Source organism: Algibacter miyuki (assembly GCF_030409805.1).
Taxonomy (GTDB): domain Bacteria; phylum Bacteroidota; class Bacteroidia; order Flavobacteriales; family Flavobacteriaceae; genus Algibacter; species Algibacter miyuki.
The window spans coordinates 136,104-154,711 of record NZ_JAUFQP010000013.1; the positions used below are offsets into that span (position 1 = coordinate 136,104).

Genomic DNA, 18,608 nt, shown 5'->3' on the forward strand with positions numbered 1-18,608 from the left:
TCTAGAAACGTTTCAGAATTAAAAATTGATGCCGGCTTTAAAACCGAAACTTCTTGTGGTTGCATAACTTAAATCTTCTACACCACTTACAAATCCGTTCCCTTGTACAGCAACTTGTTCCGGATCGAAGTGTGGGTTTTCGGTAATGGCGAAAATATTATTTCCTGTAAAAGCTAAGTTGATGTCAGCGCCATTTTTTAAGCCTAAAACACCTTCTTTAATTTTGAAATTATAACCAATAGCAAATTGACGAAGCTTTAAAAATGAAGCATCGTACACGTTATTTTCTTCGTGATTTCTGTCGTAATATTGACGGTAGTAACTCTCGGCAGTAACGGCAACGGTATTAGGTAAACCTGTAGTTTGGTTTACGCCTTGCGCGATAATACCAGCATCTGGTCTATAAGCTGTTTCGGCTAATTGACCGCCAACATTACCTAAAGCGCTAGTTCTAGAAACCACTTCACCGCCTTGTCTCCAGTCGAAAAGAAAGCTTAAAGTATAATTTTTTAGGCTGAAGTTATTATTCCATCCTAAAGTGAAATCCGGATTATAATTTCCTAATTTTTTTAAAGTGTTATCGGCAATATAGCGCCCGTTATCATCAATGATAAATTCGCCATTTTCATTTTTAGAATATCCGGTTCCGTATAAATCACCGAGGCGTCCGCCTTCTTCAACTTGAAACCAAACGGTTTGATTTGCGCTATCGTAAATACGGCTAAAAGCGAGTGTTAACCGTCCATCATTTTGCGGTAAATCTTTAATAGTAGCACGATTTGCTGCAAAATTGAATGTGGTGTTCCATTTAAAGTTTTCAGTTTTAATAGGTTTAATGCCAAGTACCATTTCAATACCTTTTGAGTTTACTGTACCACCATTAATAACCTGTTGGTTGTATCCTGATGAAATGGCAATAGGAAGCGAAATAATTTGATCAGAAGTGTTTGAATTATAATAAGTGATATCAAAATTTAAGCGGTCTTTAAAGAATCTTAAATCGGCCCCAACCTCAAAACTGGTCGTTTGTTCGGGTTTTAAATTAGCATTCGGAATAAAATCCTGATTGCTAAAAGTTGGTTCTCCATTAAATGTGGTTTGAGAAACAAAAGCACCTGATGTTTGGTATGGGCTAGTGTCGTTTCCTACTTGGGCAATGCTCATACGTAATTTTGCAAAAGAGATGGCTTTGTTGAAATGAACAACATTAGACAACACAAAACTCGCAGAGGCTGATGGGTAAAAAAACGATGCGCCATCTACAGAAAAAGGTGTTGCAAGTGCGCTAGACCAATCGTTTCTGGCGGTAAGGTCTAAATATAAATAATTTTTATACCCCAGTTTAGTAATACCGTATAGGGAGTTAATACGTTTATTGCTTTCAAACTGAAACACTTCTATTGGAGATGCCGCATTGTTTAAACTGAAAATACCAGGTTGCGCCAAACTAACCGTTTGCGATTGTTTGGTTGAAGCCGTTTGGTTTAATCGGTTTCCTCCAGCAGAAACATCAATAGTCAAGTTTTTTATAGCGGTATTGTAGTTCAGTAAAAAGTCGGTATTTACTTCTCGATAGCTCACGTCGTGTTCGGCATAACCACCGTTTTGAAAACGATTACTGCTGAAATTTCTCAGTAACTGGCGCGTCTCGCTACTGTAATCCATACCTGTTCTTAAGGATACGCTAAAATGTTCCGTTAATTTTTGATGTATGGCGATGTTTCCGAAAATACGATCGCGATCAAACCCATTTCTGTTTTCTAATAAAATAAAATTCGGGTTATCAAAAAAGGTATAGTTGAAGGCGTATTGCTGAACACCTTCCAAACCAGGTTGCCAATAATTTTTCAAACTATTTGTGTTTAAAGACCGTGGCCCCCAAGCCACTAAAGAATAATTTACGTTTTCGCTACCATAACCGTTTGATGGTCTGTTGTCACTACTCGAATTAACATAACTTATCGAACTGCTTATTTCGGTGCGTTCCGATGGACTGAAATTCAATTTCGTAGCCACGGTTTGACGGTTTAAGTTAACCCCAGGAATTATTGATTCGCTTTTTAAGTCGGTAAATGATAACCTGTAATTCCCAGAGTCAAAACCGTTAGAAATAGAAATGTTATTTGTTGTGGTTACGCCGGTATTATAAAAATCTTTTAAATTGTCAGGATTGGAGTTAAAAGGCGTGGCCGTAATAGGTAGGTTGTTGTATAAAGCGGTATCTCCACCACGAACAAAAGTACCATTAGGGAGTTGCACAGGACTATCAAATTGCGGAATTAAATTCCCTACATCCAAACGCGGGCCCCAAGAATAGGTGATGTTATCACTAATACCACCACCAAGGCCGTCTTTATATTCAAACACACCCGATTGGCCTTGGCCATATTCATTTTGAAATTCGGGAAGTTTAAATGCCGAGTCTATAGTAATGGAGGAATTAATACTGACGCTAAATCCTTTTTTAGCATCGCCATCCTTGGTCTTTATAATAATAACGCCGTTTGCAGCTCGTGTTCCGTAAAGTGCAGCAGCATTAGCGCCTTTTAATACGGTAACCGATTCTATATCGTCCGGATTTACTGCCATAGCGCCATTTCCAAAATCTATTTCTTGAAAACCGGCAGCAGCTTCGTTGGTGAAATTAAAAACGGTTTCGTTATTAATAGGAATACCATCAACCACAAAAAGCGGATTGTTATTTGAAAAAGACGATTCGCCGCGTATGGTGATTTTTGATGAAGAGCCTACGCCTGTAGCGCCTTGTGTAACCGTAACACCGGCCAGCTTTCCTTGTAGGTTGTCTAAAAAGTTTACCGTTTTTACTTCGGTTAAATTTTTAGATGTAATGGCTTGCACGGCATAACCAAGTGCTTTTGTTTCTCGTTTTACACCCAAAGCGGTAATTACAACTTCGTTAAGTGCAGCGGCGTCTTCAATTAAGCTGGGGTTTATTGTGGTTTTTTCACCAACAACAATGGTTTGTGTTTTGTAACCAAGATAAGAGAATTTTAATGTGCTGGAAGATGATAGTACGTCAATGGAGTAATATCCATTTTCGTCACTAATGGTGCCGGTGTTATTGGTTGTAATATTGACAAAGGGTAAAGGTTGTTTGGTGGCGTTATCGCTAACTTGACCGGAAATAGTAGTTTGAGCATGACTAATACCAAAGAAGGTACATAGCATGCAGAGTAAAATATGCTTCATGTATTGGAATAAAAAGTGAATAAACCTTACTTCAGAAAGGTCTAGGGTAGGGAATTTTTAAAAATGAAGTGGTATGGGAGAGCCTTTGTTGTGGGGGCTTTGAAAATAAAGAATTCTGAAAATAATAGCAGAGTGGAATATAGCCTTTGAAACTAAGGCAAGATATTGTAATAAAATAAACTTGAGAGATGTGGAAAGACTTTTGAAGCTGTCTAGAATATGTTTTATATCCGATGAATTGTCTATATCGGTTAGAGCTTCTAGGTATAAAACTTCTGTTTTATTTGAAATTATTAATTTTGATATGCAGTTGTTGAGGTTGGCTCTTTGCCAAGGTAAACTTAAAAAAAGCGCTTTGTTGAAATGGCTTTTTTTCAAGCCCATTAAATAAAAACCACCATCTCGTGATGGACCTAAAACCAATGGGCATGTTTTTAATTTATCAACCGTTTTTAAAATATGGGCGCTTTTTAAATGTGGTGTATCGTTCCCGATAGTTATAACAGTGTCAAACCCTTTGGTATAAATAATTTGTATGGCATTTGTAAAACGTTCGCCAAAACTATCACCCGTTTGTTGTTTTTCGCTAACATGAAAATAAGGTAAGCCCGTTTGTTTTGCGATTTTTAAAGTTCGCTCATTTAGAGCGTCGAATAAATTACTAGAAGAAAAGGATTTTGAAAGCACCTCTTGCTGTCCAGAATTTGCAAAAATTAATAAGGCTATTTTATTATATATCATATTTATGCTACAACACCTTGGCAACTACTACCAGCACCTGCGGTACAGCCATAACAATGTTGAGAGATGACTATGTTTCGTCCTTCGAGAAGACTTTCATTATATTTAGAAATGTGTTTGGCTTTACTATTTACAGGTAAATTAAGCATTTGGTTAAAATCGCAATCAAACAAATAACCATCCCAACTAATGGATAGCGTATTGGTACACATCACGTTTTTTACCGCTGCAGGATTATAAACTTCAACTAAAGAATACATATAATCTTCGTAATTTTCTGAAGCGATAAGGTAGTCTAAAAATCTTGCAATTGGTAGGTTTGTAATCGCAAATAAATTATGAAAGTTGATGTCGAAGTCCTCTTTTAATCCTTTTTTGAAATCCTTTTCCATAGATGCTTGATCGCTAGGCAAAAAGGCGCCTGACGGATTGTAAACTAAATCTAAACGTAAGTCGCTGCCTGGCATACCGTATCCAATAGCGTTTAAATCTTGTAAAGCTCTAATGGATTTATCGAAAACACCATCGCCACGTTGCTTATCTGTTTTTCCGCGCGTCCAGTGTGGCATGGAGCTAATAACATGTACGTTGTGTTTTTTGAAAAACTCAGGTAAATCGTAATATTTTTTATTGGCTCTAATTATGGTAAGGTTAGAGCGTACAATAAAATCTTTAATTCCTGCTTTGGCAGCTTCTTCTACAAACCATCGGAAATCGGGGTTCATTTCAGGAGCACCACCTGTTAAATCTAAGGTGTGGGCACCGGTGTTTTTAATAACTTCTAGACATTCACGCATGGTGTCGCGCGTCATGATTTCCTTACGGTCTGGACCAGCATCAACATGGCAATGGTCGCATACTTGGTTACACATGTAGCCAACGTTGATTTGCAAAATTTCTAGTTTTTTTGCTTTTAAAGGGAATTGATTGGTTTCGGAAATTTTACTTTTAAAGGTTGGTAATTCTCCGTTTTGGAAAATTCCATTGGATAAAAGTTCGAGTTGCCTGTTGCTATTTGCTAGGTCGCTTTCGCGTTTTTGTAAAGACTTTGTTGCCATTAATTTTTAGGGTCTACGGTAAATTTTATTTAGATGAACATTTTTTTTTGATTTAAAAACTGCTCTTGGCGGATGAGTGCGTTAGGGATTGAGGCTTTGTTGGAGCTCTTTTTGTGTTGTTGCACCTATGCAACACAAAAAAGCGACTGTCGAAAGCCCGACCCTTTTCGGGTAACGCTCAAATTTTAACCGTCTAATTTATTTACTTTATTCATCATTTGTACGCCATGTGCTAGGGTTGCTCCACTTTTTATGGCGGCGCCTACGTGTATGGCTTCCATCATTTCTTCTTTAGTTACGCCGCGTTGCAGTCCGTCTTTGGTGTAAGCGTCGATGCAATATGGGCATTGTTCGGTGTGGGCTACGGCGAGTGCGATAAGTGATTTTTCGCGTGCTGTGAGTGCGCCTTCTTCGAAAACTTTGCCGTAATACTCAAAAAAACTTTCGCCTAGTTCTTTACTCCATTCTGTTATTTTTCCGAATTTTCTTAAATCGGCTGGGTCGTAATATGTTTTCTGCATAGCGTTTGGTGTTCTATAGATAGAAATCTGGTTAATTTTGTCGTTTACTTTAATGTAACTTAACAAAAATCGCCAAATAATATGGTTTTCCATATTATTTGGCGATTTTTTATAATTAAAGTGTGGTGTTTTATGCTTTGATAAGGCTTCGGGAAATAACGATTTTCTGTATTTCGGAGGTGCCTTCGTAGATTTGTGTGATTTTTGCATCGCGCATAAGACGTTCTACATGGTATTCTTTTACAAAACCGTTTCCGCCGTGTATTTGCACGGCTTCGACGCTGTGTTCCATGGCTACTTTGCTGGCGTAGAGTTTGGCCATGGCACTAGATCGGTCGTAATTATGGCCTTGGTCTTTATCCCAAGCGGCCTTCATCACGAGCATTCGTGCAGCTTCAATATCGGTGTACATATCGGCCAGTTTAAAAGCGATGGCTTGATGGTTGCAAATTTCGGTGCCAAAAGCTTTGCGTTGTTTGGAGTATTTTAATGCCAATTCGTATGCGCCAGATGCAATGCCAAGCGCTTGTGCTGCAATACCAATACGGCCGCCAGAAAGTGTTTTCATCGCAAAGCGAAATCCAGAGCCGTTGGCGCCAATACGATTTTCTTTAGGTACTTTTACATCGTTAAATTGTAAGGTGTGCGTGTCGCTTCCGCGGATGCCCAGCTTATCTTCTTTAGGACCAATATGGAACCCTGGCATGTCTTTTTCTACAATAAAAACGTTTATGCCATGCGAGCCTTTGTCGCGATCGGTTTGCGCAATGACTAAGTAAACACCTGCGCGACCACCGTTTGTAATCCAGTTTTTTGTGCCGTTTAAAAGGTAATGGTCTCCCATATCTATGGCAGTGGTTTGCTGCGATGTGGCATCGCTACCTGCTTCGGGTTCGCTTAAGCAGAACGCGCCTACAATTTCTCCTGTAGCTAATTTGGTTAAATATTTTTCTTTTTGAGCTTCAGAGCCATAGGTTTCTAAACCATAACAAACCAAGGAGTTGTTTACGGAAACTATAACAGATGCCGAAGCGTCTATTTTAGATAATTCTTCCATAATTAATACGTATGATAGTGCATCCATGCCGCTACCCCCGTATTTTGGGTCGACCATAATACCAAGAAAGCCAAGATCTCCCATTTTTTTTACAAGTTCTTCGGGAAATTCTTGTTTATTATCACGTTCAATAACGCCAGGAAGCAATTCTGTTTGAGCAAAATCGCGGGCGGCGTCGCGTATCATTATATGTTCTTCTGAGAGCTTAAAATCCATAATTCGTAAATAAATGAGTTAATTTAATAGAGAATGTTTTCAAATATAGCTTTTTAGTGTGAATATTTCAATGGGTATTGTTATTTTTACATCCATGAAAAAAAATAATTACCATGTTATAGGCGTTATGTCTGGAACATCGTTGGATGGTATAGACTTAGTGGAGGCTATATTTACCTATACTGATACTTGGCGTTTTGAGATTATAAAAGCTGAAACCGTGAGTTATACAGCTGGTTGGTTTGATACGCTGAAAAATTTGGTGTCAAATTCTTTAGAGGAATTGCAAGTTATAGATGATGATTACTCGGTGTTTTTAGCCGAAACGATTAAGAAATTTATTTCTAAAAATAACATTACAGATATCGATGCTGTGTGCTCGCATGGGCATACCGCCTTGCATAGACCGGAAGAAAAACTAACTTATCAAATAGGAAATAAACCCATTTTAGCTGAAATTTTAAAAGAAACGGTGGTTTGCGATTTTAGAGTTGAAGATGTGGAACTTGGAGGGCAAGGTGCGCCTTTAGTACCTATTGGAGATAAACTATTGTTTTCTGAATACGATTTTTGTCTGAATTTAGGTGGTTTTGCAAATATTTCAACCGAAATTGAAGGTGAACGTATTGCTTATGATATTTGTCCAGTGAATATTGTACTGAATAAATATGCCAATCAGTTAGGTTTTAATTATGACGATGGTGGAAAAATAGCAGCATCGGGCAATTATTTGTCTGGCTTAGGAGAACAATTGAATCTTTTGAATTTTTATACGGAAACACCACCAAAATCTTTAGGGTTAGAGTGGGTGAATACCAATATATTTCCTTTAATTGAATCTTTTAAAACGGAAGAAAAAACTGTTTTACGAACTTTTTCCGATCATATCGCTAAGCAAATGGCTTTGGTTTTAAAACCTGAAGCTAAAGTTTTGGTGACTGGAGGGGGTGCGTATAACACTTATATTATAGACGAAATAAAGAAACATGTTAATGCTGAAATAATAATCCCGAATGCAGATTTGGTAGAGTTTAAAGAAGCCTTGATTTTTGCCTTTTTAGGGATTTTAAAACTTCGTGATGAAGTCAATTGCTTACAAACCGTAACAGGTGCATCAAAAAATCATAGTTCGGGTAAGATTTATTGATAAAATAACAACAATTTAATCTTGCCAGATTTTAAGTTTTTTTATATTTGTTTCTTCACATTAATAATTTAAATTTTTATAAAATGAATCAGCTTTAGCTACACAATACTCGGATTCAGATAGTAGTGCATTAGTTAAAGCGAACATTTATAAAATATGGAAATGAAAGAATTATTAAAAAAGTACGAAGATAAAGCCCCTGAAATAGTATTTAACTGGAGAGATTCCGAAACGGAAGCCGAAGGTTGGGTGGTTATAAATTCCTTGCGAGGTGGTGCTGCTGGTGGTGGTACTAGAATGCGAAAGGGATTAGATATGAACGAGGTATTGTCTTTGGCAAAAACCATGGAAATTAAGTTTACAGTTTCTGGTCCTGCGATTGGAGGAGCCAAATCGGGTATTAATTTCGATCCGAAAGACCCGAGAAAAAAAGGTGTTTTAGAACGTTGGTATGCTGCCGTTTCTCCGTTATTAAAAAGTTATTACGGTACGGGAGGCGATTTAAATGTAGATGAAATTCATGAAGTGATTCCAATTACGGAAGAAAGTGGTGTTTGGCATCCACAAGAAGGTGTTTTTAATGGGCATTTTAAACCCACGGAAGCCGATAAAATAAATAGAATTGGGCAGTTAAGACAAGGGGTAATTAAAGTGATTGAAAACCCGAGTTTTTCGCCAAGTGTTGCCCGAAAATATACCGTTGCCGATATGATTACCGGTTTTGGAGTGGCTGAAGCTGTAAAACAATATTACCATATTTATGGCGGTTCGGTTAAAGGGAAACGTGCTGTAATCCAGGGGTTTGGTAATGTTGGCGCCGCCGCAGCATTTTATTTGTCGCAAATGGGGGCAAAAGTGGTAGGAATTATAGATATTGCAGGTGGTTTAATTAACGAAGATGGTTTTACTTTTGAAGAGATCACAGAATTGTTTTTAGCTAAAACAGGTAACACCCTGGAAGCCGAGCGTTTAATACCGTTTGAAACGATTAATGAAACCATTTGGAAATTAAAAACTGAAATATTTGCACCTTGTGCAGCATCACGTCTGATAACAAAAAATCAGATTGATGAAATGATAAATAGTGGATTAGAAGTTATATCTTGTGGCGCAAATGTGCCATTTGCAGATAAAGAAATATTTTTTGGACCTATCATGGAACACACCGATAGTTTGGTGAGCTTAATTCCAGATTTTATTTCAAACTGCGGTATGGCTAGGGTTTTTGCTTATTTTATGGAACGTCGCGTGCAAATGACAGACGAAGCCATTTTTAACGATACTTCAAATAAAATTAGAGAAGCAATAGAAAAAGTACATCATAAAAATAAAACTAAAACTGAACTCAGTGCAACAGCTTTCGAGCTCGCACTAAAACAACTTGTATAAAACTAATTTTTTTAACTTAATATGGAAGCAGCAATTATTTTAGTATTCGTTTTTGGCTATTTGGCCATAACTATGGAACACAGTATAAAAATCGATAAGTTGATACCGGCTTTAGTCATGATGGCTATTTGTTGGGCATTAATAGCCTTGGGCATCGATGGCTTTACGCAGTGGTTCGATTCTTCTAACCATACCTTAATGGAAAACTTTGGCAGTTTGGGCTCCGAAGAAAAAATGCATTTAATGGAAGAAACCTTATTGCATCACTTAGGTAAAACTTGTGAAATTTTAGTGTTTCTTTTAGGGGCGATGACTATTGTTGAAATTATTGATTATTTCGATGGTTTTTCAACCATAAAAGATTTTATTAAAACTAAAAAGAAAAGTAAAATACTTTGGATTTTTGCTATTCTAGCCTTTATCCTATCGGCTATCATCGATAACTTAACAGCTACAATTGTATTAATTTCAATACTTCAAAAAATTGTTAAAGATAGAAGCGTACGTATCTGGTATGCCGGTTTAATTATTATAGCTGCTAATGCTGGTGGTGCTTGGTCTCCAATTGGAGATGTTACAACCACAATGCTTTGGATTGGTAAAAAAGTATCAACAGGTCATTTAGTTGGTTATTTATTATTGCCTTCATTCCTATGTATGGCGGTTCCAACATTTATCGCATCATTTTTACCTGCGTTTCAAGGAGATTTAGATATTGAAGAAGCGGTTGAGGAAAAGAAATCTAAGTTTAGCGCAAGAATGCTTTATTTAGGGTTAGGTGCTATTGTTTTTGTACCTATTTTTAAAATGATTACACATTTACCACCTTATGTTGGTATGATGTTATCTTTAGCGGTTGTTGCTATTTTTGCTGAAATGTATAGTAGTACTAAGTTTAGTATGACAGATCATGATTCTGAAGAAAGTGATGCTGCTGCTCACCATAGCCCAGTACATCATTCATTATCTAAAATTGAGTTGCCAAGTATCTTATTTTTCTTAGGAATTTTAATGGCAGTAGCGGCGTTAGAATCTTTAGGTATCTTATTTGATTTTGCAGGATCTTTACAAGCATCTACACCAATGTTAGGAACAGAAATTCACCCAGGAGGGCATGAAGGTGTTTCAGATTTAGTTGTTTTATTATTAGGTGTTGGTTCAGCGGTAATCGATAATGTACCTTTAGTAGCAGCAAGTTTAGGAATGTTTCACGAACCTATGGATAACGAACTATGGCACTTTATAGCTTATTCAGCAGGAACAGGTGGGTCAATGTTAATAATTGGTTCTGCAGCAGGAGTTGTTGCTATGGGAATGGAGAAAATTGATTTTTTCTGGTACTTAAAAAAGATTGGATGGTTAGCATTAGTTGGGTTCTTAGTAGGCGCTGTAGCCTTTATGTTTACTAGAACTTTATTTTAGAATAATACATAAAACCTTTTTTCGTTTTTACGGAAAAGTGGCATGCATGTTGATTATTTTGTCTGTTTGATGCGAACACCCTAACGAGTAAAGTTCATTTTTAACTTTAATTGAAAAAAGTAAGACGATTACTATAATTTAATAAGAATATAAGCGTTATAAGTTGCAATACATTAATATTTTATGCTAAACATATTATTACAAAATGCACAAGAAGGTGCAGAGGCAGTAGCCGAAGGAGAACCAGTTGAAAAAACACTTTCAATTATTGAATTAATTAGTAGTGGTGGCTTTGCAGGGCAGGTTATCATTGCAATCTTATTCTTACTATTGGTCGTGGCTGTTTATATTTATTTCGAACGTTTATTCGCTATTAAAGCGGCGTCGAAAATAGATGCCAACTTTATGAATCAAATTAAAGACCATGTAAGTAATGGTAAAATTGATTCGGCACAAATGTTATGTGCTCAAGTAAATTCTCCAGTATCTCGATTAATTGGAAAAGGAATTTCTAGAATAGGAAAACCACTAGCCGATATTAATACGGCTATTGAAAACGCGGGGCGTTTAGAAATTTACGGACTAGAGAAAAACGTAAGTGTTTTAGCAACCATTTCTGGTGCAGCACCTATGATTGGATTCTTAGGAACCGTAGTCGGGATGATTTTAGCTATTTTCGAACTGGCAAACGCCGGAGGAAGCATTCAAATGGATGTTTTAGCAAGCGGATTATATACCGCCATGACTACAACGGTTGCCGGATTAATTGTTGGTATTGTTGCGTATGTAACTTATAACCACTTGGTGGTTAGAACCGATAAAGTCGTGTATCAGATGGAAGCGAATTCCCTAGAGTTTTTAGACCATTTAAACGAGCCTTCTTAATATGAATTTTAGAGGACGAAATAAAGTTACACCAGAGTTTAATATGTCGTCTATGACGGATATTGTATTTCTGTTACTTATATTTTTTATGATTGCTTCTACTTTGGTAACCACTAATGCTATTGATATTTTACTACCAAAAGCAAGTGGAAAAACCGAGAATAAAAAGTCTATAGCAGTTAGTATCAAAAAAGATTTAACCTATTATATCGATCAAAAACGAGTTGGAGAAAGTGTATTAGAAAACGAGCTGTTAGCAGCTTTATCTAGTAAAGAAGAACCAACCATTGTTTTAAGAGCCGAAAAATCGGTGCCTGTCGAGCATGTGGTTAAAGTGATGGATATAGCAAATAGAAATAAGTTCAAAGTTATTTTAGCGGTAAAACCTAATTAATGAAATACTTCCAAACGAAACACGAAAAAGATTCAGCGAAAATAACCAGTTTAATTATGGTTATTATTTTGCTGTTGCTCTTTGTTGTTGGTCCGCCATATATGGATCCTCCCGAGGAGTATGGTGTGGCTGTAAATTTTGGAACTACAGATTTTGGTTCAGGAAATATTCAACCCAAAGCACCGGTGAAATCAGAGCCAAGGGAAGTGGAAGAAGTTCCAGAAGTGGAACCGGAGCCAGCAGTAGCAGAGCCAACAAAATCGGCAGAAGCTAAAGAAGAAGTTTTAACTGCCGAAAACGCAGAAGCTATTGCAATAAAGAAGCAAAAAGAAGCCGAGGCGAAAGCAAAAGCTGATGCTAAGGCAAAAGCCGACGCTAAAATTAAGGCCGAAGCTGAAAGAGTTGCGAAAGAAAAACGCGAACAAGAAGAAAAGAAGAAAAAATTAGATGCTTTAATTGGCGGTGTTAGCAAATCTGAAGGAACAGCTTCCGGAAGTGAAGGCAACGATAACAAAGCAGGAGATAAAGGTCAATTAGATGGCGATCCGTACGCCCCAAGTTATTTTGGAGGAAAAGGATCGGGTAGTGGTGGTGTAGGCTACGGACTTAACGGTCGTGGGCGTGCATCGTTTAAAACGATAGAGCAAGATTGTAATGAATCGGGAATGGTGATTGTAAAAATCATTGTTAATCAGAGCGGAAACGTGGTTTCTGCCGAACCGGGTCAAAGAGGCACAACCAATACGGCAGACTGTTTATTGGAACCAGCCAAAAAAATAGCATTATCTCATAAATGGCCTGCAGATTCTAAAGCACCAGCAAAACAAATTGGTTTTGTAAAAGTAAACTTCAAATTGGGGCAATAGCAGATGACATATAACGATACTCTCGATTGGATGTTTTCTCAACTGCCCATGTATCAAAGACAAGGACAATCGGCATATAAAGTGGATTTAAGTAACACGTTGGCACTTATTAGCCATCTTAATAATCCGCATCATCATTTTAAAAGCATTCACGTAGCGGGCACTAATGGTAAAGGGTCTACAAGCCACATGTTAGCGTCTGTTTTACAAGAGGCAGGCTATAAAGTTGGACTATACACTTCACCACATTTAAAAGATTTTAGAGAGCGCATTAAAATTAACGGAAAGGAAATCAGTGAAACTTTTGTAATTAATTTTATAAAAGATAATAAACCCTTTTTTGAAGCTAGTCAGCTGTCTTTTTTTGAAATGACTGTAGGTATGGCTTTTGAGTATTTCGCTCAGGAAAAGGTAGATATTGCTGTTATTGAAGTTGGTTTAGGAGGACGGTTGGATTCAACGAATATCATTACGCCAGAAGTTTCGGTAATTACCAATATCGGATTAGATCATACGCAATTTTTAGGAAATACTTTAGAATTGGTAGCTGGAGAAAAAGGTGGTATTATTAAACCTGAAGTACCGGTTGTTATCGGAGAAACCCAAGCCGAAACTACAGCTGTTTTTGAAAGTTTAGCATCTAAAAATAAGGCTCCCATTATTTTTGCAGATCAACAAGTTAAGGTTGATTATGAATCGGATTTAAAAGGAGATTATCAATCGAAAAATAAACAAACAGTAGTTGAAAGTATAAAGGTGCTTCAGCAAAAAGGTTTTATAATTTCCGAAGAAAATATAAAGAAAGGGCTACTGTACACTATAAAAAATACGGGACTGTTAGGGCGTTGGCAAGTTCTGAATGAAAAACCTAAGGTAGTGTGTGATACGGGACACAACCGAGAGGGATTAATTTATGTCATGAAGCAGCTTTCGAAAGAAACTTTTGATAAGTTGCATATTGTTTTTGGAGTGGTAAATGATAAGGATATATCATCGATAATCGATTTATTGCCTAAAAATGCACAGTATTATTTTTGTAAACCAGATATTTCTCGTGGGTTAGATGCCGAAGTTTTAAAGCAAGTGTTTGTTGAGAATAATTTGCTAGGTGAAGCTTATGGTTCTGTAAATGAAGCCTATAAAATGGCTTCAGAAAATGCAAAACCTAACGATTTTATATTTATAGGCGGAAGTACCTTTGTAGTAGCAGAAATAATTTAAAATTTTTTCAAAAAAGGTTTTGCAAAGTCAAAAAGTAGTGTATCTTTGCACCTCCTAATAATTAGGGCGCGTAGCTCAGTTGGTTCAGAGCACTTGGTTTACACCCAAGGGGTCAGGGGTTCGAATCCCTTCGCGCCCACAAAAAGTTTAAGATTTAGTCTTAAGCTTTTTTTATGTAAAAAAGTAGTTTTTTACATCTAGCAAAATTATTAGGGCGCGTAGCTCAGTTGGTTCAGAGCACTTGGTTTACACCCAAGGGGTCAGGGGTTCGAATCCCTTCGCGCCCACAGAAAAGTCTAAGATTAACTTCTTAGGCTTTTTTTTATGCATAAAAAGTTGTTCTGATTTTTTTTAAATGTCTTATTTTTACTTCATTATAGTACCAACCAACCTAGCTTATGAATAAAAAAATAATTAAAGATACCTATAAGGAGATCTTTAAATCTAGAGATACACCTTCGCTTAAAAGTCATATCGAGAAGTTTATTGAGTTGGATAAGTATTTGCCTTATAGCTCTACGTTTTATTGTATTACTAATACGCAACAGTTAACTTTTGAATTTATTAGTAAAAACATGACAGCCTGTTTGGGGTTGGATCGAGAGGAGTTAAAGCGTAAGGGAATGCGTGATTTTTGGGGTAGAATGCATCCGGAAGATCAAGATCCATGGCTAAAGGCGCTTAATGATTTAATGGAGTTTACATTAAGTAAAATTTCGCTACAAAATAGGGAAAGGATAAGTTATGCTTGGAATTATAGATTAAAAAATGGACAAGGGGAGTACGTGAATGTACTTCAGAACACGACGCCTTTAGAGTTTGATAGTGATAATAAGCCCATAATTGGTTTGGCACATTATACTATTTTACCTGGAGAAATGCAATTAGGGGTATGCGCTTCGGCTAAAATGTTAAATGATAGAGATCAGTATGAAACAATATACTTTAGTAATTTTTCTCAAAAATTATTGAAAGATGGAATTACGAATAGAGAACGCGATGTAATTAGGCTTTTGGCTCTTGATAAATCGAGTAAACAAATAGGGGAAAACTTAAATATTAGTTCAAATACAGTAGATACACATCGTAGAAATATTCTTAAGAAGCTTAATATGTCTTCTACTGGTGAGTTGGTTGGTATGCTAAAAATGAATAGAAATTACCTTTAGATGGGGTATTTAGTTTGTGAAAAGGATTTTTCAGAAAATCTTTTTTTAATAAAATAAATAGGAATAACCCTGATTTATAGCAAGGTGTTATGGTAATTACAGTGTAAATTGTTGAAATAAAGTTGTTTTTCTTTTAAAATACTCAATTTGAGTATTGTGAGAAAACTATTAATTGCGGATATTTGCTTTGCTATTAATTAATTCTTAGGGAGAATTACTTATAACCTGGTGCTTAACTTCTGAAGTTAAGCACCTTTTTTTTTGGTTAATTTAAAATACGTTCCAAGGCCATACCTCTGGATCCTTTAATTAGCAATGTTTGATTTTCAATTTCAGAAATATCGAAGCTTTTTTCTAAATCGGAGTAGGTCTTATATTTTGTAATGTGTTCGGCATTGATTTCGACATTATAAAAGTTTTCTCCAACTAAAATAACGCGATCTATTTTTGAGTTAAGCGCTAAATCTGCAATGTTTTGATGTTCTGCTTTTGCTGATGTGCCCAACTCAAACATATCTCCTAAAATAGCTGTTTTCTGTCCAATTTGTTTTTCAAAGTTTAAAAGTGCGGCACGCATACTCGTTGGATTTGCGTTGTAGGCATCGAGAATAATGTTGTTTGAACCTTTTTTTATTATTTGCGACCTGTTGTTTGTTGGTGTGTACTGCTCAATAGCGGTTTTAATTGCTGTGTTTTCCACTTTAAAGTAGTTTCCTATAGCTATTGCTGCTGCAATATTATTGAAGTTGTAATCGCCTATAAGTTGGCTTGTTACTTCAATGGTTTCAATTTTGCAGGACACAAAGGGTTGTGCATTAAGAAAATCGATACCAACATCAGATTTGGACTTGGAATTTCCAAAAGTAAAACGTTTCGCGTCTTTTGTTTTTTCCGTTTGAATACTGTCATTGGCGTTCACAAAAATGGTGTTGTCATGGGCTATCAAAAAATTATACATTTCACTTTTAGCTTCAATAACGCCTTCAATACTTCCAAAACCTTCTAAATGTGCTTTACCAAAATTTGTAATATATCCAAAATCGGGTTTCGCTATGTGACATAAAAATTCAATTTCCTTTTTATGGTTAGCCCCCATTTCAACAATGCCGATTTCCGTAGCTTCGTTCATGGATAGAAGGGTTAACGGTACACCGATATGGTTGTTAAGGTTGCCAATAGTTGCTGAGGTGTTATATTTTTGTCGTAACACCGCGTTAATAAGTTCCTTGGTTGTTGTTTTGCCATTGCTGCCTGTTAATGCTATAATAGGAAGTTTTAAATACGAACGATGAAAGCTGGCTAGTGTTTGTAGTGTTTCAAGAACATCAGCAACTAGTATGGTTTTATCTGAAATGTTAAATTCAGCCTCATCAACAATGGCGTAACTTGCTCCAGACTCTAAAGCTTGTTTGGCGTATGTGTTCCCATTAAAATTATCACCTTTTAAGGCGAAGAACATGCTGTTGTGTGTTATTTTTCGAGTATCGGTTGATACGGATTTACAGGCTAAGAATAGGGCGTGTATTTGTGCTATTTCCAAAACGTATATTTTTAAAATAAATGTATAAAAAAGTCCTAACAAATTGCTAGGACTTTTTTTATTTTATGAACGATTAAACTTGGTATTAGTTTTTCGTTTTGTTTGTTCCTTTGCTTTTAGAGCCTACACGCGACATTGCGCATCTAAATCCGATATAGTCTGTAGCCATATCTTGTGGGAAATAACGACGTTGCGCTGGATCTAACCAGTATTCTCTATCTTTCCAAGAACCACCTTTATAAACACGAACTTGATCGTTAATTAAAGATGTTCTATTGTTTGATTTATCGTACTCTCTAACAATGTTTCCTTCAGCATCTCTTGAGATACTATGTTTTGGTGAGTTGTACATTAATTTTGTATCCGATGTGCCAGAATCATCATCTTCATCTCCAAAACTTTCAAATTGACGAGATGAACGTCTGTCACCATCTCTAAAGTTAATTTCATCACTTTTATCAAAGTTCGTTCTTTGGAAGGTTTCATTTTCATCAACCGGAACTTGTAAAATTTCTCCTGGTAAATTTCTAGCAATAATTTTACCGTTAGATAGCGTATCGTAAACAATTTCATCTGTAGTAATTATTTTTACAGAACCATCTTCATTGATAGCGTTTTTTGTATAAACATTTCCACGATAGTAGTTAAAATCATTAAATTCATCATCAATAATAGGTCTGTAAACATCGGCAACCCATTCAGCAACATTACCAGCCATATCGTATAAACCAAAATCGTTAGGTGCGTAAGATTTAACAGCATTTGTAATATCTGCTCCATCATCAGACCATCCAGCAATTCCACCATAATCACCTTTACCTTGTTTAAAGTTGGCCATTTGGTCACCTCTAATTTTTCTTTTTCCAGAGCGTGTATATTGTCCGTCCCATGGGTATTTTTTACGTCCACGGTATAAGTTGTAGCTTCTAATTTCGCTTAAACCTAAAGCAGCATATTCCCATTCTGTTTCTGTTGGTAGTCTGTATTTTGGTACTAAAACCCCTGTTTCTCTACTTGCGTAAATACCAGATTCGTTACCTTCAGCATCAACAGTAATGTTTCTATTACGTCTTGAATTTACAGGTTCTCCTGTATCCATAGAACTTGGATCGATAGTATATCGGTTTGTGTTGAATACGTTCTCTGGGTCCGTATCGGTATAATCTATTTCTAAATATCCGTTTTTCTGTAAGTTTAATTCGTTTACGCGGTCGGTTCTCCAGTTAGAGAATTCAACAGCTTGAATCCAGCTTACTCCAACCACAGGGTATTCTCCGTATGCTGGGTGACGTAGGTAGTTTTCCGTCATTACTTCATTGTAACCTAAACGGTTTCTCCATACTAAAGTATCAGGTAAAGCACCATTATAAATAGCTTTAAAGTTTTCTTCTGATGGTGGATATTTACGTTTAAGGTAATCTAAATACTCCAAATACATGGCATTAGTTACTTCCGTTTCATCCATATAAAAAGACATAACGTGTTGTTGGTTAGGGCTGTTGTTCCAGTCGTGCATTACATCATCTTGAACACGTCCTTTTGTGAATGTTCCACCTTCAATAAATACAAGTCCAGGAGATGTTTCCTGTTCTTTAAAATCTGTATTGTATTGAAAGCCACCATCTCTAGAATTAATATCCCAACCGGTAGCTCTAGAGCTGTTTTTTGAACTTGAAGATTTTTTACAACTTGTGGACACTATAGCTAGTGCGACAATTAGTAAAACCTTAGACGCCAATACTTTTTTCATATTCATACTTTTAAGTAAGCTA

The 18,608-nt window shown here is 36.5% G+C and carries 15 protein-coding genes and 2 tRNA genes; 10 read left to right on the plus strand and 7 right to left on the minus strand.

Going from position 1 to position 18,608, the window contains the following annotated elements; genetic code table 11:
- Window positions 1-18: 18 nt before the first annotated feature.
- The 5 genes from QWY92_RS12815 to QWY92_RS12835 form a co-directional block, all read right to left on the minus strand.
- Window positions 19-3,210 carry a SusC/RagA family TonB-linked outer membrane protein gene (locus tag QWY92_RS12815; protein ID WP_290271899.1) on the minus strand — a complete coding sequence of 1,064 codons (3,192 nt, stop codon included), beginning with the start codon at window positions 3,208-3,210 and terminating at the stop codon, window positions 19-21.
- A gap of 57 nt (window positions 3,211-3,267) precedes the next feature.
- Window positions 3,268-3,951, minus strand: a complete 684-nt coding sequence (locus QWY92_RS12820) for a TIGR04282 family arsenosugar biosynthesis glycosyltransferase (protein ID WP_290271902.1) — start codon at window positions 3,949-3,951, stop codon at window positions 3,268-3,270.
- Window positions 3,952-3,953: 2 nt separating this feature from the next.
- Window positions 3,954-5,009 (minus strand): arsenosugar biosynthesis radical SAM (seleno)protein ArsS, encoded by a 1,056-nt coding sequence (gene arsS / locus QWY92_RS12825; RefSeq protein ID WP_290271905.1) that lies wholly within the window; start codon window positions 5,007-5,009, stop codon window positions 3,954-3,956.
- A gap of 185 nt (window positions 5,010-5,194) precedes the next feature.
- Window positions 5,195-5,530, minus strand: a complete 336-nt coding sequence (locus tag QWY92_RS12830) for an arsenosugar biosynthesis-associated peroxidase-like protein (RefSeq protein WP_290274089.1) — start codon at window positions 5,528-5,530, stop codon at window positions 5,195-5,197.
- A 130-nt stretch (window positions 5,531-5,660) separates the two neighbouring features.
- Window positions 5,661-6,803, minus strand: a complete 1,143-nt coding sequence (locus QWY92_RS12835) for an acyl-CoA dehydrogenase (RefSeq protein WP_290271907.1) — start codon at window positions 6,801-6,803, stop codon at window positions 5,661-5,663.
- A gap of 94 nt (window positions 6,804-6,897) precedes the next feature.
- On the opposite strand from QWY92_RS12835, the gene QWY92_RS12840 reads away from it, so the two are divergent.
- From QWY92_RS12840 to QWY92_RS12885, 10 genes are all read left to right on the plus strand, one after another.
- On the plus strand, window positions 6,898-7,950 hold the full coding sequence (locus tag QWY92_RS12840) for an anhydro-N-acetylmuramic acid kinase (RefSeq protein WP_290271909.1): 1,053 nt from the start codon (window positions 6,898-6,900) through the stop codon (window positions 7,948-7,950).
- A gap of 162 nt (window positions 7,951-8,112) precedes the next feature.
- Window positions 8,113-9,339 (plus strand): Glu/Leu/Phe/Val dehydrogenase dimerization domain-containing protein, encoded by a 1,227-nt coding sequence (locus QWY92_RS12845; RefSeq protein WP_290271911.1) that lies wholly within the window; start codon window positions 8,113-8,115, stop codon window positions 9,337-9,339.
- Between the two features lie 21 nt (window positions 9,340-9,360).
- Complete coding sequence (gene nhaD / locus QWY92_RS12850) at window positions 9,361-10,761, plus strand: sodium:proton antiporter NhaD (protein ID WP_290271915.1); 1,401 nt, start codon at window positions 9,361-9,363, stop codon at window positions 10,759-10,761.
- Between the two features lie 183 nt (window positions 10,762-10,944).
- Window positions 10,945-11,646 (plus strand): MotA/TolQ/ExbB proton channel family protein, encoded by a 702-nt coding sequence (locus QWY92_RS12855; RefSeq protein ID WP_290271918.1) that lies wholly within the window; start codon window positions 10,945-10,947, stop codon window positions 11,644-11,646.
- A gap of 1 nt (window position 11,647) precedes the next feature.
- Complete coding sequence (locus QWY92_RS12860; RefSeq protein ID WP_290271920.1) at window positions 11,648-12,040, plus strand: ExbD/TolR family protein; 393 nt, start codon at window positions 11,648-11,650, stop codon at window positions 12,038-12,040.
- The gene (locus QWY92_RS12865; protein WP_290271922.1) at window positions 12,040-12,906 is read left to right on the plus strand and encodes an energy transducer TonB; all 867 of its coding nucleotides are present in this window, start codon (window positions 12,040-12,042) and stop codon (window positions 12,904-12,906) included. The genes QWY92_RS12860 and QWY92_RS12865 overlap by 1 nt, the downstream gene beginning before the upstream one ends.
- 3 nt (window positions 12,907-12,909) lie before the next feature.
- Window positions 12,910-14,127, plus strand: coding sequence for a bifunctional folylpolyglutamate synthase/dihydrofolate synthase (locus tag QWY92_RS12870; RefSeq protein WP_290271924.1), 1,218 nt, complete (start codon window positions 12,910-12,912; stop codon window positions 14,125-14,127).
- A gap of 64 nt (window positions 14,128-14,191) precedes the next feature.
- A tRNA-Val gene (locus QWY92_RS12875) sits at window positions 14,192-14,266 on the plus strand.
- Window positions 14,267-14,339: 73 nt separating this feature from the next.
- Window positions 14,340-14,414, plus strand: a tRNA-Val gene (locus tag QWY92_RS12880).
- Between the two features lie 111 nt (window positions 14,415-14,525).
- Complete coding sequence (locus QWY92_RS12885) at window positions 14,526-15,296, plus strand: LuxR C-terminal-related transcriptional regulator (protein WP_290271925.1); 771 nt, start codon at window positions 14,526-14,528, stop codon at window positions 15,294-15,296.
- Between the two features lie 265 nt (window positions 15,297-15,561).
- Here the strand turns inward: QWY92_RS12885 and QWY92_RS12890 are convergent, their stop codons facing one another.
- Complete coding sequence (locus tag QWY92_RS12890; protein WP_290271927.1) at window positions 15,562-16,836, minus strand: UDP-N-acetylmuramoyl-tripeptide--D-alanyl-D-alanine ligase; 1,275 nt, start codon at window positions 16,834-16,836, stop codon at window positions 15,562-15,564.
- A gap of 85 nt (window positions 16,837-16,921) precedes the next feature.
- Entirely contained in the window at window positions 16,922-18,592 is a 1,671-nt protein-coding gene (gene gldJ, locus QWY92_RS12895) for a gliding motility lipoprotein GldJ (RefSeq protein WP_290271929.1), read from the minus strand.
- Window positions 18,593-18,608 lie beyond the last annotated feature (16 nt).

Coding starts and splice junctions, on each gene's coding strand:
- QWY92_RS12820 (WP_290271902.1), bottom strand. CDS start 3,951: ATGATATATAATAAAATAGCCTTATTAATTTTTGCAAATTCTGGACAG.
- QWY92_RS12845 (WP_290271911.1), top strand. CDS start 8,113: ATGAAAGAATTATTAAAAAAGTACGAAGATAAAGCCCCTGAAATAGTA.
- QWY92_RS12840 (WP_290271909.1), top strand. CDS start 6,898: ATGAAAAAAAATAATTACCATGTTATAGGCGTTATGTCTGGAACATCG.
- QWY92_RS12830 (WP_290274089.1), bottom strand. CDS start 5,530: ATGCAGAAAACATATTACGACCCAGCCGATTTAAGAAAATTCGGAAAA.
- nhaD (WP_290271915.1), top strand. CDS start 9,361: ATGGAAGCAGCAATTATTTTAGTATTCGTTTTTGGCTATTTGGCCATA.
- QWY92_RS12860 (WP_290271920.1), top strand. CDS start 11,648: ATGAATTTTAGAGGACGAAATAAAGTTACACCAGAGTTTAATATGTCG.
- QWY92_RS12855 (WP_290271918.1), top strand. CDS start 10,945: ATGCTAAACATATTATTACAAAATGCACAAGAAGGTGCAGAGGCAGTA.
- QWY92_RS12835 (WP_290271907.1), bottom strand. CDS start 6,803: ATGGATTTTAAGCTCTCAGAAGAACATATAATGATACGCGACGCCGCC.
- QWY92_RS12865 (WP_290271922.1), top strand. CDS start 12,040: ATGAAATACTTCCAAACGAAACACGAAAAAGATTCAGCGAAAATAACC.
- QWY92_RS12815 (WP_290271899.1), bottom strand. CDS start 3,210: ATGAAGCATATTTTACTCTGCATGCTATGTACCTTCTTTGGTATTAGT.
- arsS (WP_290271905.1), bottom strand. CDS start 5,009: ATGGCAACAAAGTCTTTACAAAAACGCGAAAGCGACCTAGCAAATAGC.
- gldJ (WP_290271929.1), bottom strand. CDS start 18,592: ATGAATATGAAAAAAGTATTGGCGTCTAAGGTTTTACTAATTGTCGCA.
- QWY92_RS12885 (WP_290271925.1), top strand. CDS start 14,526: ATGAATAAAAAAATAATTAAAGATACCTATAAGGAGATCTTTAAATCT.
- QWY92_RS12870 (WP_290271924.1), top strand. CDS start 12,910: ATGACATATAACGATACTCTCGATTGGATGTTTTCTCAACTGCCCATG.